A 21,871-nucleotide genomic window follows, 5' to 3' on the forward strand; every position below is an offset into this window, starting at 1 on the left:
TGGCTATGATTTGGGTATTTCAAACGCCATATCTTCCTTGATCAGATCCGCTACATTAAGGGTAGGCAATATATATCTTTCAAAACCTGTTTTGTCCAGTTTGGCATGTAAAACCCCTCGCGCAGTCCCGATAGTCAAAACAGTCAAATGGGTCAAAAAACCTTTAGGGATGATGTATTTACCCAATTTAGAATCAAGCATTTCATCAAAGGACTCCTTTTCAACGTCAAAAGAGCAGGTTAGTTTCAATACGATAAACGGTGATTCTTTACACTTATACACTATAGAGAAGCGTACTGCAACTGTATAACTCTCAGGGTCAATTTCGAATGTATATCCGGTTTCAATCTGAACACTTTCTTCTTCTTCTTTATAACATTCCTTTATCGTCGCAAACTCATCTGTCGAGATTCCTTTTAATTGAAATGTTACTTGCTGACTTGCCATGATTTAAGCTACTTTTAAATAGGGGTATTTCTCTTGAACCGCATAGGCGACTTCTACAGTCGACGCGTTGTTTCTAGCTACTGTTTCTCCTGAAATTTGAAAGGAAATAGGATTTAAGACTTTCTTTACTTCCTGAGCTGATTTGATTTGCTGGATTGGAGTGGCTTTTATTTCAAAATTCTGGTGATAGAATGCCAATACATCCGTTTTTACAAGTACTTCGTCACTCTTCGGAGAAACAATCAATTTTTCACCCAAGACCGATTCAATCTTGGCTATGCTCTTCAAGGTGAAATTATGTGAGCCCTGCATCCATTTACTGATTTCGGACTCTTTCTTGCCCATTAGATTAGCAAGATCTCGCTGCGTTTTACCTTGTTTTTCCAACAAATCATAGATCCGATTGACAATGTCAAACGAGTGATCTACATAACGCTTTACGTCATCACTTACTTGGATTGATTCGAAAATTGCGCTCATGCTAGGGGTTTATTTTGTGAAAAAAGTCAAATCTCCAGAAATATGATTACTGGTAATCTCAATTTGACCACTTTCTAATTTCATTTGAATCGCAAATGCGAGGGTATTCATTACTTCGAAATGGGGGAATGCATCTGGACTATCTTGTACTTTTTGGGATGATTTAATCCCTCCATTGCCTAAAATCACAATTTTATCACTAAGTCGGTAACAATAAAGCCGCAGCTTCGAAATGGTGATGGGAATTGCTTCTGCGGATTTCTCCGGCCTAAAATGCCTTTCCAAGGCACCTGATTCCTTTCCGATTTTTTGGATCCAATACTTGATGGTTGCAATATCTTTCTGATAATCAGGGTTGTCCTTGAAGCGGATAAAGAACTCATCGGTCTCGTTGATTCCCTTTCCTACTTCTTCGATGGTGTAGAATTGGGTCTTTTCGAAACTGATATAAGCCTTTATTTCAAAGCAACGCTTCACTTTTAAGTTAAGTTTACAAATGTGTCAAAATTTTGTCGAGATAAGCAAGCTCATCATTCTTGAATTTTTGTCCGTTCCCAAAATTTCTCATAGCATGACAAAGGATTTTCTATTCCTTACTCCCCAAAAAATACACCGGGTGCAGTGGAAGCATATTTTTCTGCTCGTCGCTCATTCTGGGGTAGTATTCGATCCAGAGCTTGACAAATCGGGAAAAGTCGATCAGCTCGATATGCTTGTAGGCAGAGGTGGCCTCTTGCTTTGCCGGACTGCTGAAATCTCCCGAGGTGACGAATATGCCGACATCCGAATTCCGCTTCATGGTACCGGAGAGCTTTTGGATTTCGTCCGAATTCACGTTGTTTTCCGGTCGGTGTTTTACTTGAACGATAATGCGGGGAGAGTTGACCCCCAGGGGATCGGTGTAGGCGATGATGTCGATACCTCCATCTCGACCCTTGGGAGCCACCAAAGCAATATGGTATCCCATGGCCTTAAGCAGCTCTGCGACCAAGTCCTGAAATTCATAGGGATTTTTACGGTTGACAAACTCGCGGATTCCGTCCAGTGCGCTGGACTCGTACTGGGAGAGGAGGGCTTCCTGTTTTTGGGAGATCTCTTCCGTATCGTCTATGTCTATATCCTGGGACAGGTCGGATTCTTTCGACTGCTTGTTCAGCGCATCCCATTCCCGGTATTTTTTGGTAGCGGTGGAGAGTAGCTTTTCTGCTCCAAGTTTCATGGCTTCCTCACCTTCTTCAGTCAATATCCACATGCCGCTTTGCTTGCGCATATAGCCTGCCTTCATGCAATCTATAGTGAAAAAGTGGAGTATGCTTTCCCAGCGGATATAGCCTGTCTTCTCGTAGCGGAAGTTTTCGTATTCGTCAAAGGTGAGCCTTTCCCTCAGCTTCTCCACCACTTCGCTACCCCGCATTTCGCCACCAGCCTCTTTCAAAATCTGAAAGGAGGCAAAGATGGTCTTTTCGGCTATTTCTTTGGATCTGGATTTTTTCTTCATAAAATTAGACTATAGTACCAACACAATTTCTCTTCTCCACAAGTAATTTTTTCCTCCATATCCATTTAGTAAAATCATATATATAAAATTGCCTATTTCATGGTTTTCATTCAATAGGTCTATTACATTGAACTTGCCTTGAATACTTTCAGAAAAATATAGTATAGATTTAACAAAGTGATTCTCATCAAGTAATTTTACTTGCCTATTTTTGAAATCTAGTAAAATAGAATATCCATTGTTTGATGTATACCACTCCTTAAAATTAATGTTATTCATTATTTAATCATTTTAGCCATAAGTTTTTACAACTGGTAAGAAAGTGATTTTTTTTATTATTGGTTCTTTCATATATAGATTTAACTTCCCTTTTCCACTATCCCAATCTCCTCCTCACTCAAGCCATACATCCCATACACCAACTGATCGATTTCGGCTTCCAGCGTCGAGGTGTCCGAGCTAGGGTCTTGCTTTTTGGATTCCAGGATTTGTTCTACCAGGTTCTCTATTTCGGCTCTGTCACCTTCGGATATCGCTGCTATCGGGATTTGGGCTAGGTACTGCCTGATGAATCTCAAATAGCCGCCTCTGATTGTCGAAGTAAGGTTGGAATAGAAGAAGTGCACCAATTTGGAATTGAGGATGGCCAAAAGGTATCTGTCCCCTTTGGGGATGATGTAGGCGGTGTTGACGCAGTACATTTGATGGGTGTCCAGTAGCGCTTCCGCTTTTATGGAGATGTCCGGAAGCATGATTTTGTTCTTCTCAAACTCATCGTAATAGTCACAGGCCCGCAGCTCCCACCAGTAGTCGCCTTGATCGCTACGTTTTTTGGCAGCCTTTTCAAAGGGCCGGAGATAGCCAGCGATTGCAGGATAGTGGTGCTGCACCCATGCCCAAGCCGGATCATAACCCATGTAGCCGTATCGAGGAGGTTCGCTAACCTGAGGCAAATAGTTTGGATCATCCATTGGCAGGTTTCGCTTGATGGTAAATCCCTTAGGAAATAGTATCAAAAACTTATCACTCTTCGGCTGCTGGTAGCGCTTGATATCCCTTCCCGCCAGGAAGGGCTTGATGATCTCCGCGCTTTTGGGGTCTTCGGCGATCAGGCGTTCTCGGGTTTCCGCATCGATCACAAAGGCTTCGTTGTATCCGGTTTTGATACCGTAGAAGATTTTCCCATCCACGTACTCCGATAGGGGAACGCCCTGGGACTTGAGCTTGAGAAGAAGTGCCTGGGATCGACTGTCAGTCAGCGTCCAGCCTTCCTCGGAAAGGCCAGCAGGGGAGACTTCCAGTTGGTTTTGTCTAAGGTAATTTTCCATCCCGTCAGGAAAGTCCAAGGTGTTCAAGTTGACAGCATGGAAATTGGCTCCCGGTTGGGACTTGCCCAAAGCAATGATCAGGGGATAGGTGGTCGCCTCCTCGAAGACTTGCAAGTCCCCAAAGTCCAGAAGCTCCTGGATGGCGAATTCCTTCACATAGCTGCGCAGCGCCTTGCCGTATCCAGCCCGCATCCATTTGTTGGGGATGATGAAGACAAAGTTGCCACAGCTTTTCAACAGGTTCATACTCAACTCCACGAAGTACACATAGAGGTCGGCAGTGCCTGCAAAAGTTCGGAAACGTCCCTGTAGGTAGGGCTTCAGCGCGGAAAACTCCTCCTGTCGGATGTAGGGCGGATTGCCTATCATGACATCAAATCCCACAAAATCCCCCTCATCACTTAGGACTTCTGGGAATTCAAAGCGCCATTCAAAAGCGTTTTCATAGATCTGGTTGGCTTTGATCTCCTCGATTTGGCTGTCCAGTTTGTTGAGCTCTGCGCTGACTTTTTCCACCTTCGCTAGGCGGATTTTCTTTTCCTTGGCGGATTCTTCAAAGAGCCCGGTTTGGCTGGTCAGGTTGTACAGCTCACCGCCCAGCTTGGCTTTGCGGATAATTTTTGGGTCATTTTTGGCGATCTCGGAGCGGAAGTTGGTTTTGATCTGTGCGATCAGGGCTTCCATTGCCCGTTTTTCGTCCTTAGATTTGGCATTGCGGTAGGTGGAGACGGCGACTTTGTAGTCCTCGATCTTCCAGGTTCCCTTCAGTGCTGACTTGAGGTCAGAATCCAGCGCAAAGCGGCTGACCAAGGAATTGCCCACTTTGATATTGATGTCGATGTTGGGCAGGGTTTCGAGTTCGCGGAGACCTGTCAGGTTTCCAAAACCTGACAGGTCTTTGTATTCCGGCCTTACTTCATCAGAACCTTCATAGCATACTGGCGAACTGTTGGCTTTGGTCGCATTAGCGTCCTTGTAATAGGCACTTTTCAGCAGCTCGATCCAAAGCCGTAGCCGACAGATTTTGACCGAGTTGGGGTTGATATCTACTCCGAAGAGGCAGTTTTCGATGATTGTCTGCTTCTCGTGAAAGAGCGTTTCCTGGATTCGTTGGGATTCTTTGTTGTTGGGGTGGTAGGCAAAGAGTTCCCCATCTTCGTCCTTGACGATCAGTTCGTCATTCACCACTTCGACCTGGTATTCCTTCAGCCGCTTTCCCTTTCGGTCTTGTAGGATTTTTAGGTCGTTTTTGACCGCAATGATCTCATTGAGCGCGGATACGAGAAAGTGCCCTGAGCCCACGGCCGGATCGCAGATTTTCAGGGAGTTGACCAGCTGGTTGGCTTCGGCTCGATCTTCGATCAGGTCATACAGGTCGTCAAATTCTAGGGGAGAACCCTCCAAGGGTTCCGAACCCTTGGAGGGTTTACGATACCCCGCCTCGACAAACTTCTGCACGACGGCCTTTCGGATGGTTTCCCGACACATGTACATCGTGATAAAACCGGGAGTAAAGAAGGAGCCGTCTTTGTAGCCGTTGATTTTCTCGAAGATCAAACCCAGCACCGAGGCATTAATCAGGGTTTTGTTGTCCTCCTGGATTTCCTCCGAACCCTCGCTGGCGAAATCGTAGGCATCCAGAAATCGGAACAGGTATTCCAAAGTCGTGAGTTCTCCCGTCAGCTTTTTCCCTTGACCGTCCTTCAAAACCGTAGAAGAGATCACGGGGATAGTCTTCTCATTTTTCAGAAAGTTGACCATGATGGTTTTTTGCTCCATCTCGGTCGGCTCAAAAAGGGAGGAGTTCAGGTAGGGGACTTGGGCAAAAGCCGCCCTTACGTCCTCGTTTCTGTCCTCGGTTCTCTTGGCCAAAACCTGAAAAAACAGGGAATTCAAGTCATCCCAATCATGGATTTTCTTCTTGTTTAGAAAGGAATAGGAGGTATCTCCTTTGTGGTAGGCGATGAGCTGCGCTTCCAAAAGCTTGAGGAACAGCACTCGGTTGATCCAAGTGATGCTCAGCTCCAGCCCCACATTGAAAAGTCGTTCCTCGGCGCTGCCGCCGTATTGACTGGGTTTCGTGAGTTGGCTGATCTTGTCGTAAGTGTCCAGCTGTATCATCGCATCCTCCAGGATACTTCCGGAGTTTCGGCTGCCTTTGCTGCTACGCTCGATGAGCTTCTTACCGCCTTCCTTAGTCTCGGTAAGACCGATGATGTGCAGCAACTCAGCGTAAAAGCGCTTGTCTAGACTGTTGCTGTCGTTAGCAAAAGGCAACTTCAGCAAATGCTCGGGAGAAAGGAGCTTGAAAAGCGCAATGAGCTTCGTATCATCGGCCTTGTCCGAATTTCGCAGCGCTTTGTCGTATTCCCTGAAATCAAAGTAGGTGAAAGTAATTTGATCCTTGACCTTCTCGATGGCTGGTTCAGCGATGTTTTTGTAAAAAAAATCAGTCTTGATATCTGCCAATCTTCCCGCGTCAAAATCCTCAAACTGCTTGACCAAAGCCTTGTTTTGCGCAAAAAGGCGGTCAAAGGTCAGTGCATCGAAAATAAACCATTCGTGGATGTTGGTCACGACGAGATGCTTTACCTCCAGATTGTTAAGGACGATTCGTTCCCTAAGGTAGTACAGCACCAGTTCCTGAAAAGCCTTTCGGTTAAGACTCTCCCTCGATATCATCTCAGACTTGCTGCTTGGCTTTTTGGCTTCGACGATGACGCCGACGCTGGATTTGGCACTGTCTCCGGTGTGGATGACCAGGTCGTTTCTCCCTTTGGTATTGATGAAGTGGGAGGGATCGTAGTAGGTTTTTTTGAGAAAATCGCTGACCAGATTTTTGTGAAACTCCTCCGATTCTGACTCATTGATTCGATCGATGAGTTGGATGAGATTTGCCTTGAAGCTCTCGATGGCCGAGCGGTTGGGTTTTACTTTGCGAAATGCGGGATTGAGGGCTTGTTTGGGCTTGAGAAACTTTTCGGTCATCGGGAGTCAGCTTGCTAGAAAAAACTGTTCTCAAGATGCATTTTTTTTTGACTAAAAAGGCAATAGGAGAGATTGGGTTGTCGAAAAAAACTGCGTCAGAACATCAGGTTAAACCCAGACCCTTTTTTGGGCTTGTTGATCTCTTCAATCTTACGAATCTCTGATTGAAGGAGCTTGGAATACTCATCCCGCATAAACGATCGGAATATTTCCAGGTTGCTCTGGGCCCTTGTGTCTATCAAGGCCTGAATATATTCTGCTTTTGACTCGCTAAACACAATCGCCAACGGCAACTCGTAAAAGTGTTGGATATAGTTCATCAGCAATCTCGAGGTGCGTCCATTGCCGTCATAAAAAGGATGGATGCTCACCAAGTTGAAATGAGCGTCGAAGGAAAGGTTAAGCTGCTCATTGATGGTGATTTCTTTATTCATCTTTTCCTTGACTTTTGATGCCAAAGCAATAGTCATGGATTCTACCTTCTCGTAATTGGGGAAATAGGAAGCTCCAGCACTTACATTCCCTTTTCGAAAAGCCCCCGTTCGAGCATCAATTGTCCCGAAAACAGTATTATAAACAGCTCCAGTACTGTGGACGACATGGGCGTTTATTTCCTGGATAAACTCGGCTGTAACGGGCCTTTTTCTTTTGGCTTCCTGCAACGTAAATTTTAAAGCTTTAAAATGGTCAGTAACCATCAAACTATCCTGTATGGGTTTGCCTTTTGGAGTAAGCCCCTCATTTAGCAAAACCTGCGTTTCAACTTCCGTAAGCGTAGAGCCTTCAATAGAAGTAGAGTGATGAACTATCGAAATGAGATTAAATTTCTCATGGTCGATGATTTCGTCAATCTTCAGTGATCTATATTGTTGAATTAAATCTGCGATATCCATCATGCAACACTATCCCAAATAGTCCTTACTCCAAAATTGCATATTCTCTTGTAGAAACATCAACTTATTGGAGACTTATTTCCCGATGCAAAAATTCCTAAATATGTTTTCCAAGAGGTCATCGGTCGTGATTTCGCCAGTGATTTCGCCCAGGTAGTGCAGGGACCGGCGGATGTCCATCGCGACAAAGTCGTTGGTGACCTGATTGTCCAAACCTGCCAAAATATCGAGCAAAGACTCACGGGTTTTGACCAAGGAGTCGTAGTGGCGGATGTTGGTGACCACGGTGTTTCCGGTCTTGAACTTGTCCAAGTTCACCAGTTCCAGGATGCGGGTTTTGAGGCCTTCGAGGTTTTCCTTTTTTCCCGCGGAGATGAAAATCGTGTCAGGATGCTTTGATCTTAACTCATTAATCAACTGTACATTAGCTTTATCTATCTTATTCGCCACTTTCAGGAAAGGAACGCCTTGGTTTTCCAGCTTGTTGACATCCCGATTGATCTCTACGAGGTCGGTGTCGCCCAGGTCAAAGAGGTAGAGGATAAGCGAAGCGGTCTTCATTTTCTCCTGTGTTCGGCTCACGCCAATCGCCTCGATGGTGTCGGTCGTCTCGCGAAGTCCAGCTGTGTCGATAAATCGGAAAATCACGCCACCGATGTTGATTTCGTCCTCGATGAAGTCCCGCGTGGTACCTGCGATATCCGAGACGATGGCTTTTTCCTCGTTGAGCAGCGCGTTGAGTAGGGTGGACTTACCGGCATTGGGCTTTCCGGCGATCACGGTAGGCACGCCATTTTTGATCACATTGCCCAGGTCGAAACTCAGAATCAGTTCCTCTACGACGCGAAGCAGCCTTTCGACCAATTCACGCAATTCTTGGCGACTGGCAAACTCTACATCTTCCTCGCTGAAGTCCAGCTCCAGCTCGATCATGGAAGCAAAATGGATCAGACGGGATCTTAGCTCCTGTATTTCAGAGGAAAATCCGCCTCGCATTTGCTTCAGCGCAGCGCTGTGGGAAGCTTCCGAATCCGCGTGGATCAGGTCAGCCACTGCTTCAGCTTGTGCCAAATCAAACTGCCCGTTCAGAAAAGCACGCTGGGTGAATTCTCCCGGCTTAGCCAAGCGTGCTCCCTTTCGGACAAAGAGCTTGATGACCTGGTTGATGATATAGGAAGAGCCGTGGGTGGAGATCTCCACCACATTTTCCTTGGTGAATGACTTTGGGGCGATGAAAAGCGAAACCAAGACCTCGTCTATGATTTTTTCCCCGTCCCGGATCGTGCCAAAATGGATCGTGTGCGAGGCCTGTTTTTCCAGGTTTTTTCCAAAAAAAACTTCATTACAAAGCCGGATGGCGTCTTTTCCGGAAAGTCGGATGACCGCGATGGCTCCTACGCCTTGGGGCGTGGCCAGTGCGATGATGGTATCTTCGCGCTCGGCGAGGGAGAAACTCATGGGGTGTTTTTGAAAGCTTTGTCAATCAGCTCGTCCAAACCCGCCAGAAACTGGTCAGGGGTACGATAACCGGGAAGTTGGGCGATATTTTGGAGCTTGGGCTCAATCACGACGAAATTGGGATAGGAGCGAACCCGCATAGCTGCGGCCATCTCGGCTTCATTGTATTTTTTCCCCATAAACTCAAAGGTGCGCTTGGTGTCTTCCGCGTTGAGCTTGACCGCGTAGTAGTTTTGGTTGATATGGGCGATGACCTTCTCGTCCGTGAAGGTCTCCTTATCCATCTTTTTGCACCAGCCGCACCAGTCGGTGTACACGTCCACGAGCAGCATTTTTGGATCTTTTGCGTTGGCGGCTATCGCTTCCTCAAATTTCATCCAGGTGATTTTGTCTTGGGCTTGGAGCGAAAAGCTCACCAAAACCAAGAGGCATAGGACAAACAGGTATTTCAATTTTCTGATCATTTAAGCTCCAACGGTTGGGCGTGGGGAGAAGTTCCGCGAAGCCAGAGTGGCTTCTTGCTGTGTATGAGTGCGCTGATTAGGAAAAATACTCCTGCGACCGTCACCATCATTCCGGCAATCGAACTGTCAATCCAGTAGGCAAGATAATAACCTAAAAGTGCAATCAAAACACCCATGACCGCGGTGAGCTTCAATAGGGGAATAAGGCTCTTGGTCCAAAGGAATGCCGTGGCCGGAGGGACCACCAAAAGAGCGACGACCAAGATCGCACCCACTGACTCAAAGCTGCTCACCGTGGTATAGGACACGATGCTCATCAGTGCGAGGTTGATTCCCTTGGAAGGAAGGCCCATCACTGAGCTGAAGTTTTCATCGAAGCTGGTAAGTGCTAACTCCTTAAACAATAAGTAAATAAAGCCACAGACAAAAACGAAATTCAAGCCCGCGAGCCAAGTGATTCTGGGACCGAGGTTCAGCCCGTTTTGTGTGATCCAGCTATCGATGGGCAGGTAGGCGATCTCCCCGTAGAGCACGCATTCCTGATCGAGATCCACCTTGTAGGCGAGCACATTGACCAGGATGATGCCGATGGCAAAAAGCAGCGTGAAGGTAATTCCTATCGACGCGTCCAGTTGGACTCGGGCTTTTTTGCGCAGCCAATCGATCATGAGCGTGGCGAGAATTCCCAACAATCCCGCTCCGATGATCACTTCCAGGCTTCGCTGGCTGCCGGAAACAAAGAATCCGATGACGATGCCAGGCAGTACCGCGTGGGAAATGGCGTCGCCGGTCATGGACATTTTGCGCAGCATCATGAAAACGCCCAGAAATCCACAGGATATCGCGATCAGCGAGCCGGTGAAGATGATGAGGAATGCGTTGGTGTCGAAAGACATTTTGTAGAGTATCTAGTAGTGAGTAGCTAGTATCAAGATGTGAGAGTCAAGAGCCAAGAGGCTAGAGTCAAGTAGTTAGTATAGAGTAGGTGGCAGTCGATTTTCAATGTTCAATTATCAATGGTCAATAATCAATTTTCAATAACCAATAACTACTCACCACTTACTACTTACCAAATCACTTTTTTTCCGGTCGTGGGATAGGCTCCTGATGTGGGTCGAGCGCGGGGAAATTGAAGCGCTGCTCGAGCATAGCCTCCAGCTCTGGAGTGATCAAGTGCTCCAGCTGCTCGGCCGAATCGTGCACGTGATCTGGCGCGATATTCATCGACTCGTTCAGGTACAATTCCCACAGGCGATGCAGACGGACCACCCGCATGGCCTCTGTTACACCCTTGGAGGTAAGGTCTATAATCTGTTGATTTTTATCGATAAAGTTCAGTTTTTCTAAATCAGTGATTGATTGCTTTGTCTCTGGCTTTTGGAAAGGGTAGAGCTCATAGATTTCATCTATAGTCAAGCCGGGCCTGCCGTTTTCCTTCGCCTTGTAGAGCGCCTTGAGCAAATGCTCGCGGTGGGTCTTTGTCAAGTATTTTTTCCTCGCAAAGTATCGGAACAGCATACCGCTTTTAGGCGAAACCAAAAACGAAACCACAGCAAACAGCGATAGAAACACGACTACCCAAGGGCCGGTCGGCATCTGCGGAATGACAAAAGAAACGTAGGTGCCGAGTATGCCGGAAACCACGGAAAAGAAGGCGGCGAGGATGAGTAGGGGATTCAGTCGATCCGTCCAAAATCTGGCGGCAGCCCCCGGAGTGATCAGCAATGCGGCCATCAAGACCACGCCGATTGCTTGGATGCCGATCACGACGGCCAGGATCATCAGCACATTGAAAAGGAAGGTGATGGCTTTCATCGGAAATCCGATCGCTTTGCCAAACTCGGGGTCGAACACCATCAGGCGGAATTCCTTTAGTGCGACGGTCAGCACCAGGATGATCGCCAAGGCCAAACCTCCGTACAGCAGGAGATCTGACTCCGAGATGCCGATGGCGTTGCCAAAGATGAAGGAGTTCAGGCCGGCGACTTCGGGATTTCCTGATTTTTGCAGGGCGGTGAGCAGGACGATGCCAAATCCGAAAAAGACCGAAAGAATGGTGGCGATGATGGTGTCCTCGCTAAGCTTGGTATTTCGCTTCAGCCAGGAGCTCAGGAAAGTCGCCACCGCACCGGACAAAAATGCGCCAGTGACGATGTAAACGGGATTTTTCTCACCCGCTAACACAAAGCCTAAACAAATTCCCGGCAGCACCGCGTGGGAAATGGCGTCACCGAGCAGGGCTTTTTTGTCCAAAAAGGAAAAAGTCCCGACATAGGCCGAGCCCACGCCGAGCAGCGTAATGCCTAGCACCACCCAAGCGATGGAGGGATCCTGAAACGTGAAGAAGTAGACGAAATCTTCCATGTTCAGCCTTTGAGCGGGTTGAAATCTTTTTGCCGGATCAGGTCGGTGACGCGGGTCAGGAGGTTGAGCTTGCCCCCGTAGGTTTTGCGAAGCATTTCTTCGTTCATTACCGTTTCTTTCGGCCCGGAGGCCACCAGGTGCAGATTGAGCATGATCAGCCAGTCGAAGAAATTCATGGCCGAGTGGATATCGTGGTGGACGACGATCACGGTTTTTCCTGCTGAAGCCATGTCTTTGAGAAGTTGAAAGATGGCCGTCTCCGTAGCCATGTCCACTCCGGCAAAGGGCTCGTCCATCAGGTAGAGATCTGCCTCCTGCGCCAAGGCCCGCGCGATGAACACTCGCTGTTGCTGTCCGCCGGAGAGCTCGGAGATCTGACGCTTCGCAAAGCCGGTCATGCCGACCTGCTCCAGGCTTCGCATGGCGAGGTCTTTTTCCTTTTTCCCCGGACGGCGAAAGAGCCCGAGCTTGCCGTAAGTCCCCATCATCACCACGTCGAGCACCGAAGCGGGAAAGTTCCAGTCCACGGATTCCCGCTGGGGCACGTAGCTGATCCGCGCGCGCACGTCGTTGAGCGGCTTGTCAAAGATCTTCACATAGCCAGACGTGGGAGGGATGAGTCCCATGATGGACTTGATCAGCGTGGACTTGCCCGCACCGTTTGGCCCGAGGATGCCTACGAGGTTGCCCGCGGGCAGGCTGAGGTCCACATTCCAGAGCACGGGGTTTTGGTCGTAGCTGACCGTGAGGTCGTGGATTTCAAGAATCGGATTTTCTACTTGGGTAATCATGGCAATAGGTTTTCGTAGATGATTTGCAGGTTGGTTCGCACCATTCCTATATAAGTGCCGGCGGGCGTTCCTTCCGCGTCGAGACTGTCCGTGAAGAGCGGTCCAGCCAAGATGACTTCCCGGTTTTTCTCCGCAGCTCCGGCGACTACGGCTCGGATGGCTTTGGGCGAGATGGTCTGCTCCGCAAAAATGGCTTTGACGTTGTTTTCTTCCACGATCTGGATCAGGTCGGTCAAGTCGCGAAGACCAGGTTCACTTAGTGTCGAAAGTCCCTGCAGTGATTTGACCGGAAGTCGATAAGCTTTGCCAAAGTACGCAAAGGCATCATGGGCAGTGACCAAAACCTGATTGCTTGACCGGAGTTCATTGACCTTGGTTCTAACCTCCAGGTCAAGGGATTCGAGTTGGCCAAGGTAGTTGTTTGAATTTTGTTCAATGTTGTTTTTCCATTCCGGCTTCCACTCGATGATCTCCTCCGAAGCATAGTCCATGGCGATTGACCAGAGTTCGACGTCAAACCAAATGTGTGGATCGACGCTGTGGCTTTCCGGGCCGGAGCGGATCAGGCGCTCTTTGGGCAGCCCTTGGGAAATGTCGATGAGTGCTTGACTGAGGGCCAGTTTTTCGAAGATCTCGGTCATTTTTCCCTCCAGGTACAAGCCGTGGAAGACCACCAAGTCGGCGTTGGTCAGGAGATCGAGATCCCGTACGGATGCTTTGTATAGGTGTGGGTCTACACCGGCAGGCATCAGTGCCACGACCTCGGCTTGTTCTCCCACGAGATTGCGGATGCCGTCGGCCAGGATGCTCGTGGTGGCGACTATGCGTGGCTTTTCTCGATGTCCCTTAGCGTCGGGCTTGCAGGAGAGGAGCGCCAAAAAAGCAATCGCTATGCAGATCAGGCGGCTCATGACTGCTGAACGAGGATATTGGCTGAGACATCCTTGGACATGAAGAGAGTCTTCTTCTGGTCGACCAAGATCTCCAGCGATCCGTCAAACTCCACCTTGTCCAAGACTTTGATCCTGGCGCCGATGTAGGCTCCGACCTTGTCCAAGTAGCGGAGGAAAGCTGCCGAGCTGTCCTTCACGGCTACGATCTGGCCAGTTTGGTCGATTTCCATTTCATTGAGCTGCACGCGTGGTCTGGCCCGTACGTCCCCAAACTCATCCGGAATCGGGTCGCCGTGCGGGTCAAACTTGGGATAGTTGAGGTAGGCGTCCAGACGCTGAATGAGCAGGGGGGACTGGATATGCTCCAGCTGCTCGGCCACCTCGTGGACTTCGTCCCAGGCAAAATTCAGCTTCTCCACGAGGAAAACTTCCCAAAGTCGATGCTTTCGGATGGTTTGCAAGGCGAAGCGCTTGCCGCTTTCCGTGATCTGTAGCCCGTAGTACTTCCGGTATTCGATCACTTCCTTTTCCCCCAGCTTTCGCAGCATGTCGCTCACAGAGGCTGGCTTCGTTTTCATCTCCGCGGCGATGTCGTTGGTGGCGACACTTTTTTTGCCCTCCTCGGATAGGTGATAGATCGCTTTCAAATAGTTCTCTTCCGCCGTCGTCAATTCCATGTCTCACTCAGTTTTACAATGAGTCAAATATAAAAATATATTTAGAGATAGCTAAAAATTATTTTCATTAGAGCTAAAACAGCTGTGGAAAAGCCAAAAATAGCTGTGGTTTTCAAATTAGTCTTGGCTAAAAATATGTTTAGGATGTATTAAAATACAGTGTAAAACGCTGTAAATAAGGGTGTAATGATTCTGTTTTTGGAGGCTGATGGGCGGAAAAGGCGGAAAAATCCCAGTTTCCATTTGGAGGAAATGGGTGTAAAATGGCGGGCGTGGGTGGATAACTTCGCGGACTTATCCACCGCCAGGCGTTGGATTGGGAGGGGCTAGAAAAGCAGCTTAGCGAAAGTCTGCTGTAGCTGAGCGCTTTGTGTTTTCCACAGCACAGACTGTGGAGCGGGGGACGTAAAAAAAGTTTTCCCCAGCGCTGCTTCAAATTGACTGAGCGCGGTAGATGGAGTGGAAAAGTCAACGGAATGTCCCCCAGCGAAAGGCTTTAGAAAATCCACCCACGGTGGACTGGGGCTGACCAAGACCGGAATCCCCAGCGCCGCGCATTCAAAGAGCTTGGTAGGCATCTTGCCATCTATGGCAGGATGACTTTGATAGGGGAGCAGGGCAAAGTCCGCCTTCTTCAATGTATGGATAAGCGCTTCGTGGGCTATAGGAGCCGAGTCTAGCCGGAGCTTGATCTGGGGATTTTGCCTGCTGGCTTGGGCAAGTTTTGCCCCAAAATCATCCAAGGGACAGTGCCCGATGATCTCCAGCGTGGACACTGGATAGACGGGAAGGATAGTCTCAAACCAAGTGACCGCCTCCCAAATCCCAAAAGCTGGCGTGATGGTGCCGGTGATGCAGAAGCGAAAGCTCCTTTTATCCAGAAATTGGATTGGCTGAGTAGGCTGTACCTCTCCGCGAAACTTGTTTTCCAAAACCAAACAAGGCGTCTTCTCCGGCATTTCGTTGAGGTAGCATTTTTCAGCTAGGAGATAGAGATCAATTCGGTCGGTGTCTTCGGCGCTTTGGATGAGTTTTGCAGCGCGGGACTTTGCAGCGGAGGAAAGAGTTGGATTCAGGTCAAGATTTGCACGGTAGTTTTCCTGCACGTCATACACCAGTTTGTAGCCCAAGATGGGCTTCCAAAAGGAGGCGAGAGGCAGCAGTTCGTAGCTGCAGCAAAGGAGGATTTTTGGGCGCACCTGGAGCAGGCATTTCAAAAATCTAAGCTGGGAAAGCAGGCGATCCGGGCGTGAACCGAAATGGCCCATAGAAGAAAAAAATCGGATTCCAGGCTCAGATTCGGGCTTTTTAGGAGAAAAGCCTATGATGTTAAGCTCGTATGTATTTGTTTCGCCAAGTGAACGAGCCAGCTTGCCAAAAGCCCGTACATCCCGGATCGGCTTCAAGGTCGAGGCGATCAGCAGGGGGATTTTTCGGGCCGGAGGCTGGGTCATAGCCGAAACTATAAAAAATAATGGAACTGAAAACTATCATCGAATCAGCCTGGGAAAACCGGGAACTGCTCAAGGAAGCCGAAACCCAAGAGGCCATCAAATCCATCATCGCCCAACTGGACGCGGGTCAACTTCGCTGTGCGGAGCCGACCGAATCAGGCGACTGGCAGGTAAACGACTGGGTGAAGAAGGCTGTCATCCTCTATTTCCCCATCCAAAAGATGGAAACCATCGAGGTGGGACCGTTCGAATTCCATGATAAGATGGCGCTCAAGACCAACTATGCCGCGCAGGGCGTACGGGTGGTTCCCCATGCTGTGGCACGCTACGGCGCCCACCTGGCTTCCGGTGTGGTGATGATGCCAAGTTATGTTAATATCGGCGCATTTGTGGATAGTGGCACGATGGTTGACACTTGGGCTACCGTCGGATCTTGTGCACAGATCGGCAAAAACGTTCATTTGAGTGGTGGTGTTGGTATCGGGGGCGTGTTGGAGCCAGTCCAGGCAGCGCCGGTGATCGTAGAGGACGGTGCTTTCATCGGCTCTCGTGCGATTATCGTAGAGGGAGTTCACATCGGCAAAGAAGCCGTGATCGGCGCAGGGGTGACCTTGACCGCCAGCTCCAAAATCATCGACGTGACCGGCGCAGAGCCAGTGGAGTACAAAGGCTACGTGCCTCCGCGCTCCGTGGTGATTCCCGGATCGCTTTCCAAGCAATTCCCAGCCGGAACATTCCAAGTTCCATGCGCTCTGATCATCGGTCAGCGCAAGGCTTCTACCGATCTCAAGACTTCGCTCAATGATGCCCTTAGGGAAAACAACGTAGCAGTCTAACAAAAACAACAATGAAATTACTTTCCAAAGTCCTTTTGATTCCAGCCTTGGCTGGGTCGCTTTGGGCTTGTTCTGAGTCCAAAAGAAATCCTGCCGACAGCTATTTCGAAAAAGGGCAGTATGAATTGGCGGTTCAGACCTATACTGAGGATCTGAAGTTTAAGCCTACAGATGTCAAGATGCTTTACAATAGAGGTAGGGCATTTCAGGAGATGGGGGATGTGGAAAAGGCCAAGGCGGATTTTGAAGCTGCTTTGGACCAGGATCCCAAAAACTTCCAAGTGCTGCTGAGCTTGGCGGCACTGCAGCTGAACGATAGGAACTACGCCAGCGCACTTTTGTACGCCAGCAAAGCGGAGGAGATTCCAGGCGCACCTGCCATGGCATCCCTGCTCAAAGGTCGCGCTCTGCACCAGATGGGTTTGACCGAGGAGGCGCTCCGAGCCTATGGCAACGCGATCCAGCTAGATAAGGAATTTGGCCAAGCCTACTTCAACAGAGGGATGCTGAAAATCGCTTTGGAAAGGAAAAAACAAGCTTGTGAGGATTTTAAAATGGCCGAGGTGCTGGGCTATCCCGGCGCAGACGACATGCTCACGAAATATTGCAACTAATCAAAATCCCGCTTCTGGCGGGATTTTTTTTGTCATTACGCCTCAAGTAGAAGCGCTCGGTATTTCAAGTTGAATGGGATTCACCGAATTGAAGAATCGATGGTAGAGTGAGGCGTCAATAGCGCTGCCAACGCTGGCTGACCGCTTAAACTGTTATTTACTTTCATCGCCGTGCTGGTGAGGCTGATGGTCGCAGATCGCGTCAGAAGTGATTTTTCCCGCCCCGTTGCAGGTTTTGCAGTCGCTGACTTGCTTGCCAGAGCCGCTGCACTCCGGACAGGTGAGGCGTCCTTTGCCCGCGCAACGCTCGCACTCGAAAAATTCGACGATGTTGAACACGTTCACTTTTTTGATCATGCCCGAAGCGGCACAGCGGCTACATCCCACGATTCCCTTGGACTTACAGTAGTCGCACATCTGCTCGATCTGCTTTGAGCCCTCACAGGTAAAGCAGGTCTCGTAGCGGTAGCCTCTCCGATCGCAGAGCTGGCACGTTTGGATGGCGGAGAGAGGCTCCTTCAGCTTGGCTTGAAGCTGCTTGGCACCTTCGTAATTTTCGCCTTTGAAGCCGGTCAGCTCGAGGTACTTGTTGAGAAAGTTCGAACTGTTGTCGTATTGTCCCAGCTCATAGAGGGTTTCGGAAAAGTAATAGGGCATCTCATCGGGGAGCGGCAGCCCGGAGTCGATGAGGTTGCGGAAGATCGAGTTGGCGGTCTGGTAGTCGCTCCGCTCCATGGCGGCAAGGGCGCCTTTCATCCAGCGGTCGGTCTGGCCAAGGTTGACCTGGCCAAAGGTCCAGAACGGCAGGAAAGCAAAGAAGAGGAGGAGCGGGATTCGGTATTTGGATGACAAAGTCACTTCTGTTTAATTCCTCGAAAACTACTTAACTCCCATTTTAACTCAAAGTTAAAATTTGTGGGGATCAGGCCTTCATTTCGGTATTTTCATTTTGGGAACGGAAAATTGTCATTATTTTGGAAGCTAGTGGGAAATTTGCACCTCAAATTTCCTTTTTTGAAATTTCCATCTAAACCAAAAACAACGATGAGCAAAACAATCACCATGATCGAGGGAATAGGAGAGGTCTTCAAGGGAAAACTGGCGGAAGCCGGCGTCACCTCCGTGGAAGGACTTTTGGAAAAAGGTGCGACCAAGGCCGGAAGAAAGGCCATAGCCGGAAGTTCGGGAATTGACGAAGGCAAAATCTTGGATTGGGTGAATATGGCTGATCTGTTCAGAATCAACGGGATCGGTAGCCAGTTTGCAGAACTACTGAAGGCTGCCGGTGTAGATACCGTGAAAGAGCTGAGAACCCGAAATGCCGAAAACCTGCATGCCGCGCTGACCAAGACCCAGGAGACGAAGGGCTTGACCAAGGCCGTCCCTGCGCTGAGCAAAGTCGAAGACTTCATCGCCCAAGCCAAAGCGCTGGAACCAGTAGTGACCTACTAACCAGGAGCCAAGCTCCCAGCAACATGAAAACCTTGAGGAGACTCAGGGTTTTTTTGTAGTTTGGAATCCAAAACCCTTCCCCCATGAGCAATATTGACCAGTTTAAAAAGCATCTGGAAGACGGCCAGGTATTCAAAAAAGACTACATCGTATTGGGAGCCGGTATCCTGGACGGACAGCCAGTCGGCCAGGCCCAGGTAAAAGTGCCGCTCAAGACGATGAACCGGCATGGCCTCATCGCCGGAGCGACCGGTACAGGTAAGACCAAGACGCTCCAGGTGATCGCAGAGCAGCTTTCGCTGAAGGGTGTCCCTTCGGTATTGATGGATCTCAAGGGGGACTTGTCGGGGCTGGCCAAGCCAGGAGATGCGAGTGATTTTATCCTGAAAAGGTCGGCGACCATCGGAGTGGACTACGAGCCTCAGGGCTTGCCCGTGGAGCTCATGTCCATTTCCAACGAAAAAGGAGTGAGGCTAAAAGCCACAGTCTCCGAGTTTGGACCGGTTTTGCTTTCGCAGATCCTGGAGCTGAATGATACCCAGCAGGGAGTGGTCGCCGTCGTGTTTCGCTACTGCGATACTCACCATCTGCCGCTGCTGGATCTGAAGGATTTCAAGCGTGTCCTGCAGTTCATCACCAACGAGGGAAAAGACGCGATAGAAAAGGAGTTTGGGCAGGTATCTTCTGCATCGGTCAACACGATCATGCGAAAGATCATCGAGCTGGAGCAGCAGGGAGCGGAGCGCTTTTTTGGGGAGCTGTCCTTTGACGTGGACGATTTCCTGCGTACCAAAGATGGGAAGGGTGTCATTTCGGTCATCCGCCTGACCGATATCCAGAGCCGCCCCAAGCTTTTTTCCACCTTCATGCTGAGCTTGCTGTCGGAGATCTACGAGACTTTTCCGGAGCAGGGAGACGCAGACCAGCCTAAGCTTTGCCTGTTCATAGACGAAGCTCACCTCGTATTTGACAATGCTTCCAAAGATCTGCTGGAAAAGATCGAGGCGATCATCAAGCTCATTCGCTCCAAGGGGGTCGGAGTGTTCTTTTGCACGCAGACGCCCACGGACGTTCCGGACAGCGTGCTGGGACAATTGGGCCTGAAAGTACAGCATGCGCTGCGGGCCTTCACTGCCAAAGACAGAAAAGCCATCACCAAAACCGCTGAAAACTATCCGGATTCGCCTTTCTACGAGACTTCCGAGGTATTGACCGCCATGGGAATCGGGGAGGCTTTGGTCACCGCGCTCAACGAAAAGGGGATCCCCACACCGCTGGCGCATACCCTCGTGCGCGCGCCGATCACGCGGATGGACATCTTGGAAGACGCGGAAATAGACCAACTCGTAAAGAACTCCGATCTGGTCTATAAGTACAACAAGGACATTGACCATGACAGTGCTTTTGAGATCCTGGAGCGAAAGATGAAGGCTGTACAGGAGGCACAGGAAAAAGCTGAACTGCCCGGTCCTTCTTCTTCCCGACGCAGCAGCACCCGTACCAAAGAGGAAGAATCGCTCCTCGAAGAGCTCAGCAAAAACACGATGGTGCGACAGCTGGGACGCACGCTGTTTCGTGAATTGGCCCGGGGGATCTTGGGTTCATTTTCCAGTAAAAAGAGAAGGTAGTAATTGATTGTAATCTAACTGCTTAAGGATTTGAAAGTAGCAGTAATCGGCGGTGGTGCAGCGGGATATTTCGCGGCCATCCATGCCAGTGGGCCGGGGATTGAGGTCACGATTTTTGAGAAGACGCCCAAGCTGCTCTCGAAAGTCAAGGTCTCCGGCGGAGGTCGATGCAATGTCACCCATCGGCCCATGGAGATCTCCAAGCTGGTCAAGAACTATCCCCGCGGGGAAAAATTCCTCAAGCGTACCTTTCGGCACTTTTCCATTCCCGATACTTTCGACTGGTTTCAGTCCCGCGGGGTAGAGCTCAAGGTCGAGTCCGACGGGCGCGTGTTCCCCGTCAGCGACTCCTCCCAATCCATCATCGATTGCCTGCAGCGGGAGGCCGAGAAGGCTAAGGTGCATATTCGGACTTCTACGGCCATCAGGGAATTGAACCCCCTCGAAAAGGGCTACGAGCTGATCACGGAGAAAGGAGTCTTTCGCGCGGATGCGGTGGTCATTGCAGCTGGAGGACAGCCCAAGTCAGATGGGTATTTTTTTCTTAAATCCCTTAAGCATAGCGTAAAAGATCCGATTCCTTCACTTTTCACTTTCAATACTCCCGGGGAGCCCATCCGGGAGCTGATGGGGATCGCTGTGCCGGACGGCATGGTAAAGATCGAGGGCACCAAACTGAGCTACCGCGGGCCAGTGCTGGTCACGCATTGGGGCATCAGCGGTCCAGCCGTGCTCAAGCTTTCGGCCTTCGGCGCGGACTGGCTTCACCAGCAGCAGTACCGGGCCCGGGTGCTGATCAATTGGAATGCGGGCTTCGGGGAAAATGACTACCTGGAGCATCTGACCGGCTATGCCAAGGCGCATCCCAACCGAAAAGTCCATTCCCACCCGCTTTTCGAGCTGCCAGCAAGGCTTTGGGAGCATTTTTGCGAAAAAGCGGAAATAGAAGAAGGGGCCTTACTGGGAAATTTGTCAAAAAAGAATTTAAACAAGTTAGTTCAAAACCTTTTTTGCTATATCTTGGCAGTGAGTGGGAAGACCACCTTCAAGGAAGAGTTTGTCACCGCAGGCGGTATTTCCTTGACAGAGGTGGATCCCGAGACCATGCAAAGTATCTATCACCCCAACCTATACTTTGCCGGCGAAGTCCTAGATATTGATGGAATTACAGGCGGCTTTAATTTTCAGGCGGCCTGGTCTACTGGATTCCTTGCCGGAAAGTCTATTAAACAGCGCATTGTATGAGCAACATCTACCCGGAATTGGGCCAAAGGATTCTGGAAATGGCAGAGGGAGACGACGAGTTTCGAGTAGAACTGACCTCGGCGATCTATACCGGATTGCTGGAGCTAAAGGCAAGATACAGCGAAGGCACCGCCGATCGCGATGAGGAGAAGATCCAGCAGATTCGGCACAAGATCAAGCCCACGGTGACGATGTTTGAGTTTGACCAATTGGCCGACTCGCTGCAGAAAGGCAAGGAAATCCTCGATTCGGAGGGCTTTGGAGACAGCTTTGACTCGCACTTCCAGCTTTTTTTGCTGCTGGTGGACTCCGCACTCATGGAGGTGGGCAGGCTGAAAAACTAAAAAAGGAGCTGCACCTG

At 49.6% G+C, this 21,871-nt stretch carries 21 protein-coding genes; 6 read left to right on the plus strand and 15 right to left on the minus strand.

Annotated features, from left to right (window positions below; genetic code table 11):
- Window positions 1-3: 3 nt before the first annotated feature.
- The 14 genes from J0A68_RS07550 to J0A68_RS07615 form a co-directional block, all read right to left on the minus strand.
- A complete protein-coding gene (locus tag J0A68_RS07550; protein ID WP_206577575.1) occupies window positions 4-447 on the minus strand; it encodes a hypothetical protein in 444 nt (147 codons plus the stop codon).
- Window positions 448-450: 3 nt separating this feature from the next.
- Complete coding sequence (locus J0A68_RS07555; RefSeq protein ID WP_206577576.1) at window positions 451-927, minus strand: helix-turn-helix domain-containing protein; 477 nt, start codon at window positions 925-927, stop codon at window positions 451-453.
- A gap of 9 nt (window positions 928-936) precedes the next feature.
- Entirely contained in the window at window positions 937-1,404 is a 468-nt protein-coding gene (locus J0A68_RS07560; RefSeq protein WP_206577577.1) for a hypothetical protein, read from the minus strand.
- 109 nt (window positions 1,405-1,513) lie between these two features.
- Window positions 1,514-2,425, minus strand: coding sequence for a restriction endonuclease (locus J0A68_RS07565; RefSeq protein WP_206577578.1), 912 nt, complete (start codon window positions 2,423-2,425; stop codon window positions 1,514-1,516).
- A gap of 359 nt (window positions 2,426-2,784) precedes the next feature.
- Window positions 2,785-6,741 carry a class I SAM-dependent DNA methyltransferase gene (locus J0A68_RS07570; protein ID WP_206577579.1) on the minus strand — a complete coding sequence of 1,319 codons (3,957 nt, stop codon included), beginning with the start codon at window positions 6,739-6,741 and terminating at the stop codon, window positions 2,785-2,787.
- Between the two features lie 95 nt (window positions 6,742-6,836).
- On the minus strand, window positions 6,837-7,637 hold the full coding sequence (locus J0A68_RS07575) for a Fic family protein (protein ID WP_206577580.1): 801 nt from the start codon (window positions 7,635-7,637) through the stop codon (window positions 6,837-6,839).
- A 72-nt stretch (window positions 7,638-7,709) separates the two neighbouring features.
- Window positions 7,710-9,092, minus strand: coding sequence for a tRNA uridine-5-carboxymethylaminomethyl(34) synthesis GTPase MnmE (gene mnmE, locus J0A68_RS07580; RefSeq protein ID WP_206577581.1), 1,383 nt, complete (start codon window positions 9,090-9,092; stop codon window positions 7,710-7,712).
- Window positions 9,089-9,556, minus strand: coding sequence for a thioredoxin family protein (locus tag J0A68_RS07585; protein ID WP_206577582.1), 468 nt, complete (start codon window positions 9,554-9,556; stop codon window positions 9,089-9,091). Before J0A68_RS07585 ends, mnmE begins: the two co-directional genes overlap by 4 nt.
- Complete coding sequence (locus J0A68_RS07590) at window positions 9,553-10,452, minus strand: metal ABC transporter permease (RefSeq protein ID WP_206577583.1); 900 nt, start codon at window positions 10,450-10,452, stop codon at window positions 9,553-9,555. The genes J0A68_RS07585 and J0A68_RS07590 overlap by 4 nt, the downstream gene beginning before the upstream one ends.
- Window positions 10,453-10,630: 178 nt before the next feature.
- A complete protein-coding gene (locus tag J0A68_RS07595) occupies window positions 10,631-11,920 on the minus strand; it encodes a metal ABC transporter permease (RefSeq protein WP_206577584.1) in 1,290 nt (429 codons plus the stop codon).
- Between the two features lie 2 nt (window positions 11,921-11,922).
- Window positions 11,923-12,711 (minus strand): metal ABC transporter ATP-binding protein, encoded by a 789-nt coding sequence (locus J0A68_RS07600; protein ID WP_206577585.1) that lies wholly within the window; start codon window positions 12,709-12,711, stop codon window positions 11,923-11,925.
- Window positions 12,708-13,622: a metal ABC transporter solute-binding protein, Zn/Mn family gene (locus tag J0A68_RS07605; RefSeq protein ID WP_206577586.1), complete on the minus strand. Its 915-nt coding sequence runs from the start codon at window positions 13,620-13,622 to the stop codon at window positions 12,708-12,710. Before J0A68_RS07605 ends, J0A68_RS07600 begins: the two co-directional genes overlap by 4 nt.
- Window positions 13,619-14,281: a metal-dependent transcriptional regulator gene (locus J0A68_RS07610; RefSeq protein ID WP_206577587.1), complete on the minus strand. Its 663-nt coding sequence runs from the start codon at window positions 14,279-14,281 to the stop codon at window positions 13,619-13,621. Before J0A68_RS07610 ends, J0A68_RS07605 begins: the two co-directional genes overlap by 4 nt.
- Before the next feature lie 326 nt (window positions 14,282-14,607).
- Complete coding sequence (locus J0A68_RS07615; protein ID WP_206577588.1) at window positions 14,608-15,735, minus strand: glycosyltransferase family protein; 1,128 nt, start codon at window positions 15,733-15,735, stop codon at window positions 14,608-14,610.
- Window positions 15,736-15,755: 20 nt separating this feature from the next.
- Here J0A68_RS07615 and J0A68_RS07620 point away from each other — a divergent pair, with 20 nt between their 5' ends.
- Both J0A68_RS07620 and J0A68_RS07625 read left to right on the plus strand, forming a co-directional pair.
- Window positions 15,756-16,571 (plus strand): 2,3,4,5-tetrahydropyridine-2,6-dicarboxylate N-succinyltransferase, encoded by an 816-nt coding sequence (locus J0A68_RS07620; protein WP_206577589.1) that lies wholly within the window; start codon window positions 15,756-15,758, stop codon window positions 16,569-16,571.
- A gap of 11 nt (window positions 16,572-16,582) precedes the next feature.
- Window positions 16,583-17,185 carry a tetratricopeptide repeat protein gene (locus J0A68_RS07625; protein ID WP_206577590.1) on the plus strand — a complete coding sequence of 201 codons (603 nt, stop codon included), beginning with the start codon at window positions 16,583-16,585 and terminating at the stop codon, window positions 17,183-17,185.
- Between the two features lie 153 nt (window positions 17,186-17,338).
- Here J0A68_RS07625 and J0A68_RS07630 read toward each other — a convergent pair whose 3' ends face one another.
- Window positions 17,339-18,037, minus strand: a complete 699-nt coding sequence (locus J0A68_RS07630; RefSeq protein ID WP_236021391.1) for a molecular chaperone DnaJ — start codon at window positions 18,035-18,037, stop codon at window positions 17,339-17,341.
- A gap of 192 nt (window positions 18,038-18,229) precedes the next feature.
- Here J0A68_RS07630 and J0A68_RS07635 point away from each other — a divergent pair, with 192 nt between their 5' ends.
- From J0A68_RS07635 to J0A68_RS07650, 4 genes are all read left to right on the plus strand, one after another.
- Window positions 18,230-18,637, plus strand: coding sequence for a DUF4332 domain-containing protein (locus tag J0A68_RS07635; RefSeq protein ID WP_206577591.1), 408 nt, complete (start codon window positions 18,230-18,232; stop codon window positions 18,635-18,637).
- Window positions 18,638-18,720: 83 nt separating this feature from the next.
- Entirely contained in the window at window positions 18,721-20,265 is a 1,545-nt protein-coding gene (locus J0A68_RS07640; protein WP_206577592.1) for a helicase HerA-like domain-containing protein, read from the plus strand.
- Window positions 20,266-20,295: 30 nt separating this feature from the next.
- Window positions 20,296-21,510, plus strand: coding sequence for a BaiN/RdsA family NAD(P)/FAD-dependent oxidoreductase (locus tag J0A68_RS07645; protein ID WP_206577593.1), 1,215 nt, complete (start codon window positions 20,296-20,298; stop codon window positions 21,508-21,510).
- The gene (locus J0A68_RS07650) at window positions 21,507-21,854 is read left to right on the plus strand and encodes a hypothetical protein (protein WP_206577594.1); all 348 of its coding nucleotides are present in this window, start codon (window positions 21,507-21,509) and stop codon (window positions 21,852-21,854) included. The genes J0A68_RS07645 and J0A68_RS07650 overlap by 4 nt, the downstream gene beginning before the upstream one ends.
- The last annotated feature ends 17 nt before the right edge of the window (window positions 21,855-21,871 follow it).

Origin of the sequence: Algoriphagus oliviformis, from assembly GCF_017254915.1 — a bacterium.
Taxonomy (GTDB): domain Bacteria; phylum Bacteroidota; class Bacteroidia; order Cytophagales; family Cyclobacteriaceae; genus Algoriphagus; species Algoriphagus oliviformis.

What these genes read in the sequence shown, in the direction of transcription:
- J0A68_RS07650 (WP_206577594.1), top strand. Translation starts at nt 21,507, where the DNA reads ATGAGCAACATCTACCCGGAATTGGGCCAAAGGATTCTGGAAATGGCA.
- J0A68_RS07565 (WP_206577578.1), bottom strand. Translation starts at nt 2,425, where the DNA reads ATGAAGAAAAAATCCAGATCCAAAGAAATAGCCGAAAAGACCATCTTT.
- J0A68_RS07570 (WP_206577579.1), bottom strand. Translation starts at nt 6,741, where the DNA reads ATGACCGAAAAGTTTCTCAAGCCCAAACAAGCCCTCAATCCCGCATTT.
- J0A68_RS07605 (WP_206577586.1), bottom strand. Translation starts at nt 13,622, where the DNA reads ATGAGCCGCCTGATCTGCATAGCGATTGCTTTTTTGGCGCTCCTCTCC.
- J0A68_RS07600 (WP_206577585.1), bottom strand. Translation starts at nt 12,711, where the DNA reads ATGATTACCCAAGTAGAAAATCCGATTCTTGAAATCCACGACCTCACG.
- mnmE (WP_206577581.1), bottom strand. Translation starts at nt 9,092, where the DNA reads ATGAGTTTCTCCCTCGCCGAGCGCGAAGATACCATCATCGCACTGGCC.
- J0A68_RS07620 (WP_206577589.1), top strand. Translation starts at nt 15,756, where the DNA reads ATGGAACTGAAAACTATCATCGAATCAGCCTGGGAAAACCGGGAACTG.
- J0A68_RS07625 (WP_206577590.1), top strand. Translation starts at nt 16,583, where the DNA reads ATGAAATTACTTTCCAAAGTCCTTTTGATTCCAGCCTTGGCTGGGTCG.
- J0A68_RS07640 (WP_206577592.1), top strand. Translation starts at nt 18,721, where the DNA reads ATGAGCAATATTGACCAGTTTAAAAAGCATCTGGAAGACGGCCAGGTA.
- J0A68_RS07635 (WP_206577591.1), top strand. Translation starts at nt 18,230, where the DNA reads ATGAGCAAAACAATCACCATGATCGAGGGAATAGGAGAGGTCTTCAAG.
- J0A68_RS07595 (WP_206577584.1), bottom strand. Translation starts at nt 11,920, where the DNA reads ATGGAAGATTTCGTCTACTTCTTCACGTTTCAGGATCCCTCCATCGCT.
- J0A68_RS07585 (WP_206577582.1), bottom strand. Translation starts at nt 9,556, where the DNA reads ATGATCAGAAAATTGAAATACCTGTTTGTCCTATGCCTCTTGGTTTTG.
- J0A68_RS07550 (WP_206577575.1), bottom strand. Translation starts at nt 447, where the DNA reads ATGGCAAGTCAGCAAGTAACATTTCAATTAAAAGGAATCTCGACAGAT.
- J0A68_RS07575 (WP_206577580.1), bottom strand. Translation starts at nt 7,637, where the DNA reads ATGATGGATATCGCAGATTTAATTCAACAATATAGATCACTGAAGATT.
- J0A68_RS07615 (WP_206577588.1), bottom strand. Translation starts at nt 15,735, where the DNA reads ATGACCCAGCCTCCGGCCCGAAAAATCCCCCTGCTGATCGCCTCGACC.
- J0A68_RS07555 (WP_206577576.1), bottom strand. Translation starts at nt 927, where the DNA reads ATGAGCGCAATTTTCGAATCAATCCAAGTAAGTGATGACGTAAAGCGT.
- J0A68_RS07590 (WP_206577583.1), bottom strand. Translation starts at nt 10,452, where the DNA reads ATGTCTTTCGACACCAACGCATTCCTCATCATCTTCACCGGCTCGCTG.
- J0A68_RS07610 (WP_206577587.1), bottom strand. Translation starts at nt 14,281, where the DNA reads ATGGAATTGACGACGGCGGAAGAGAACTATTTGAAAGCGATCTATCAC.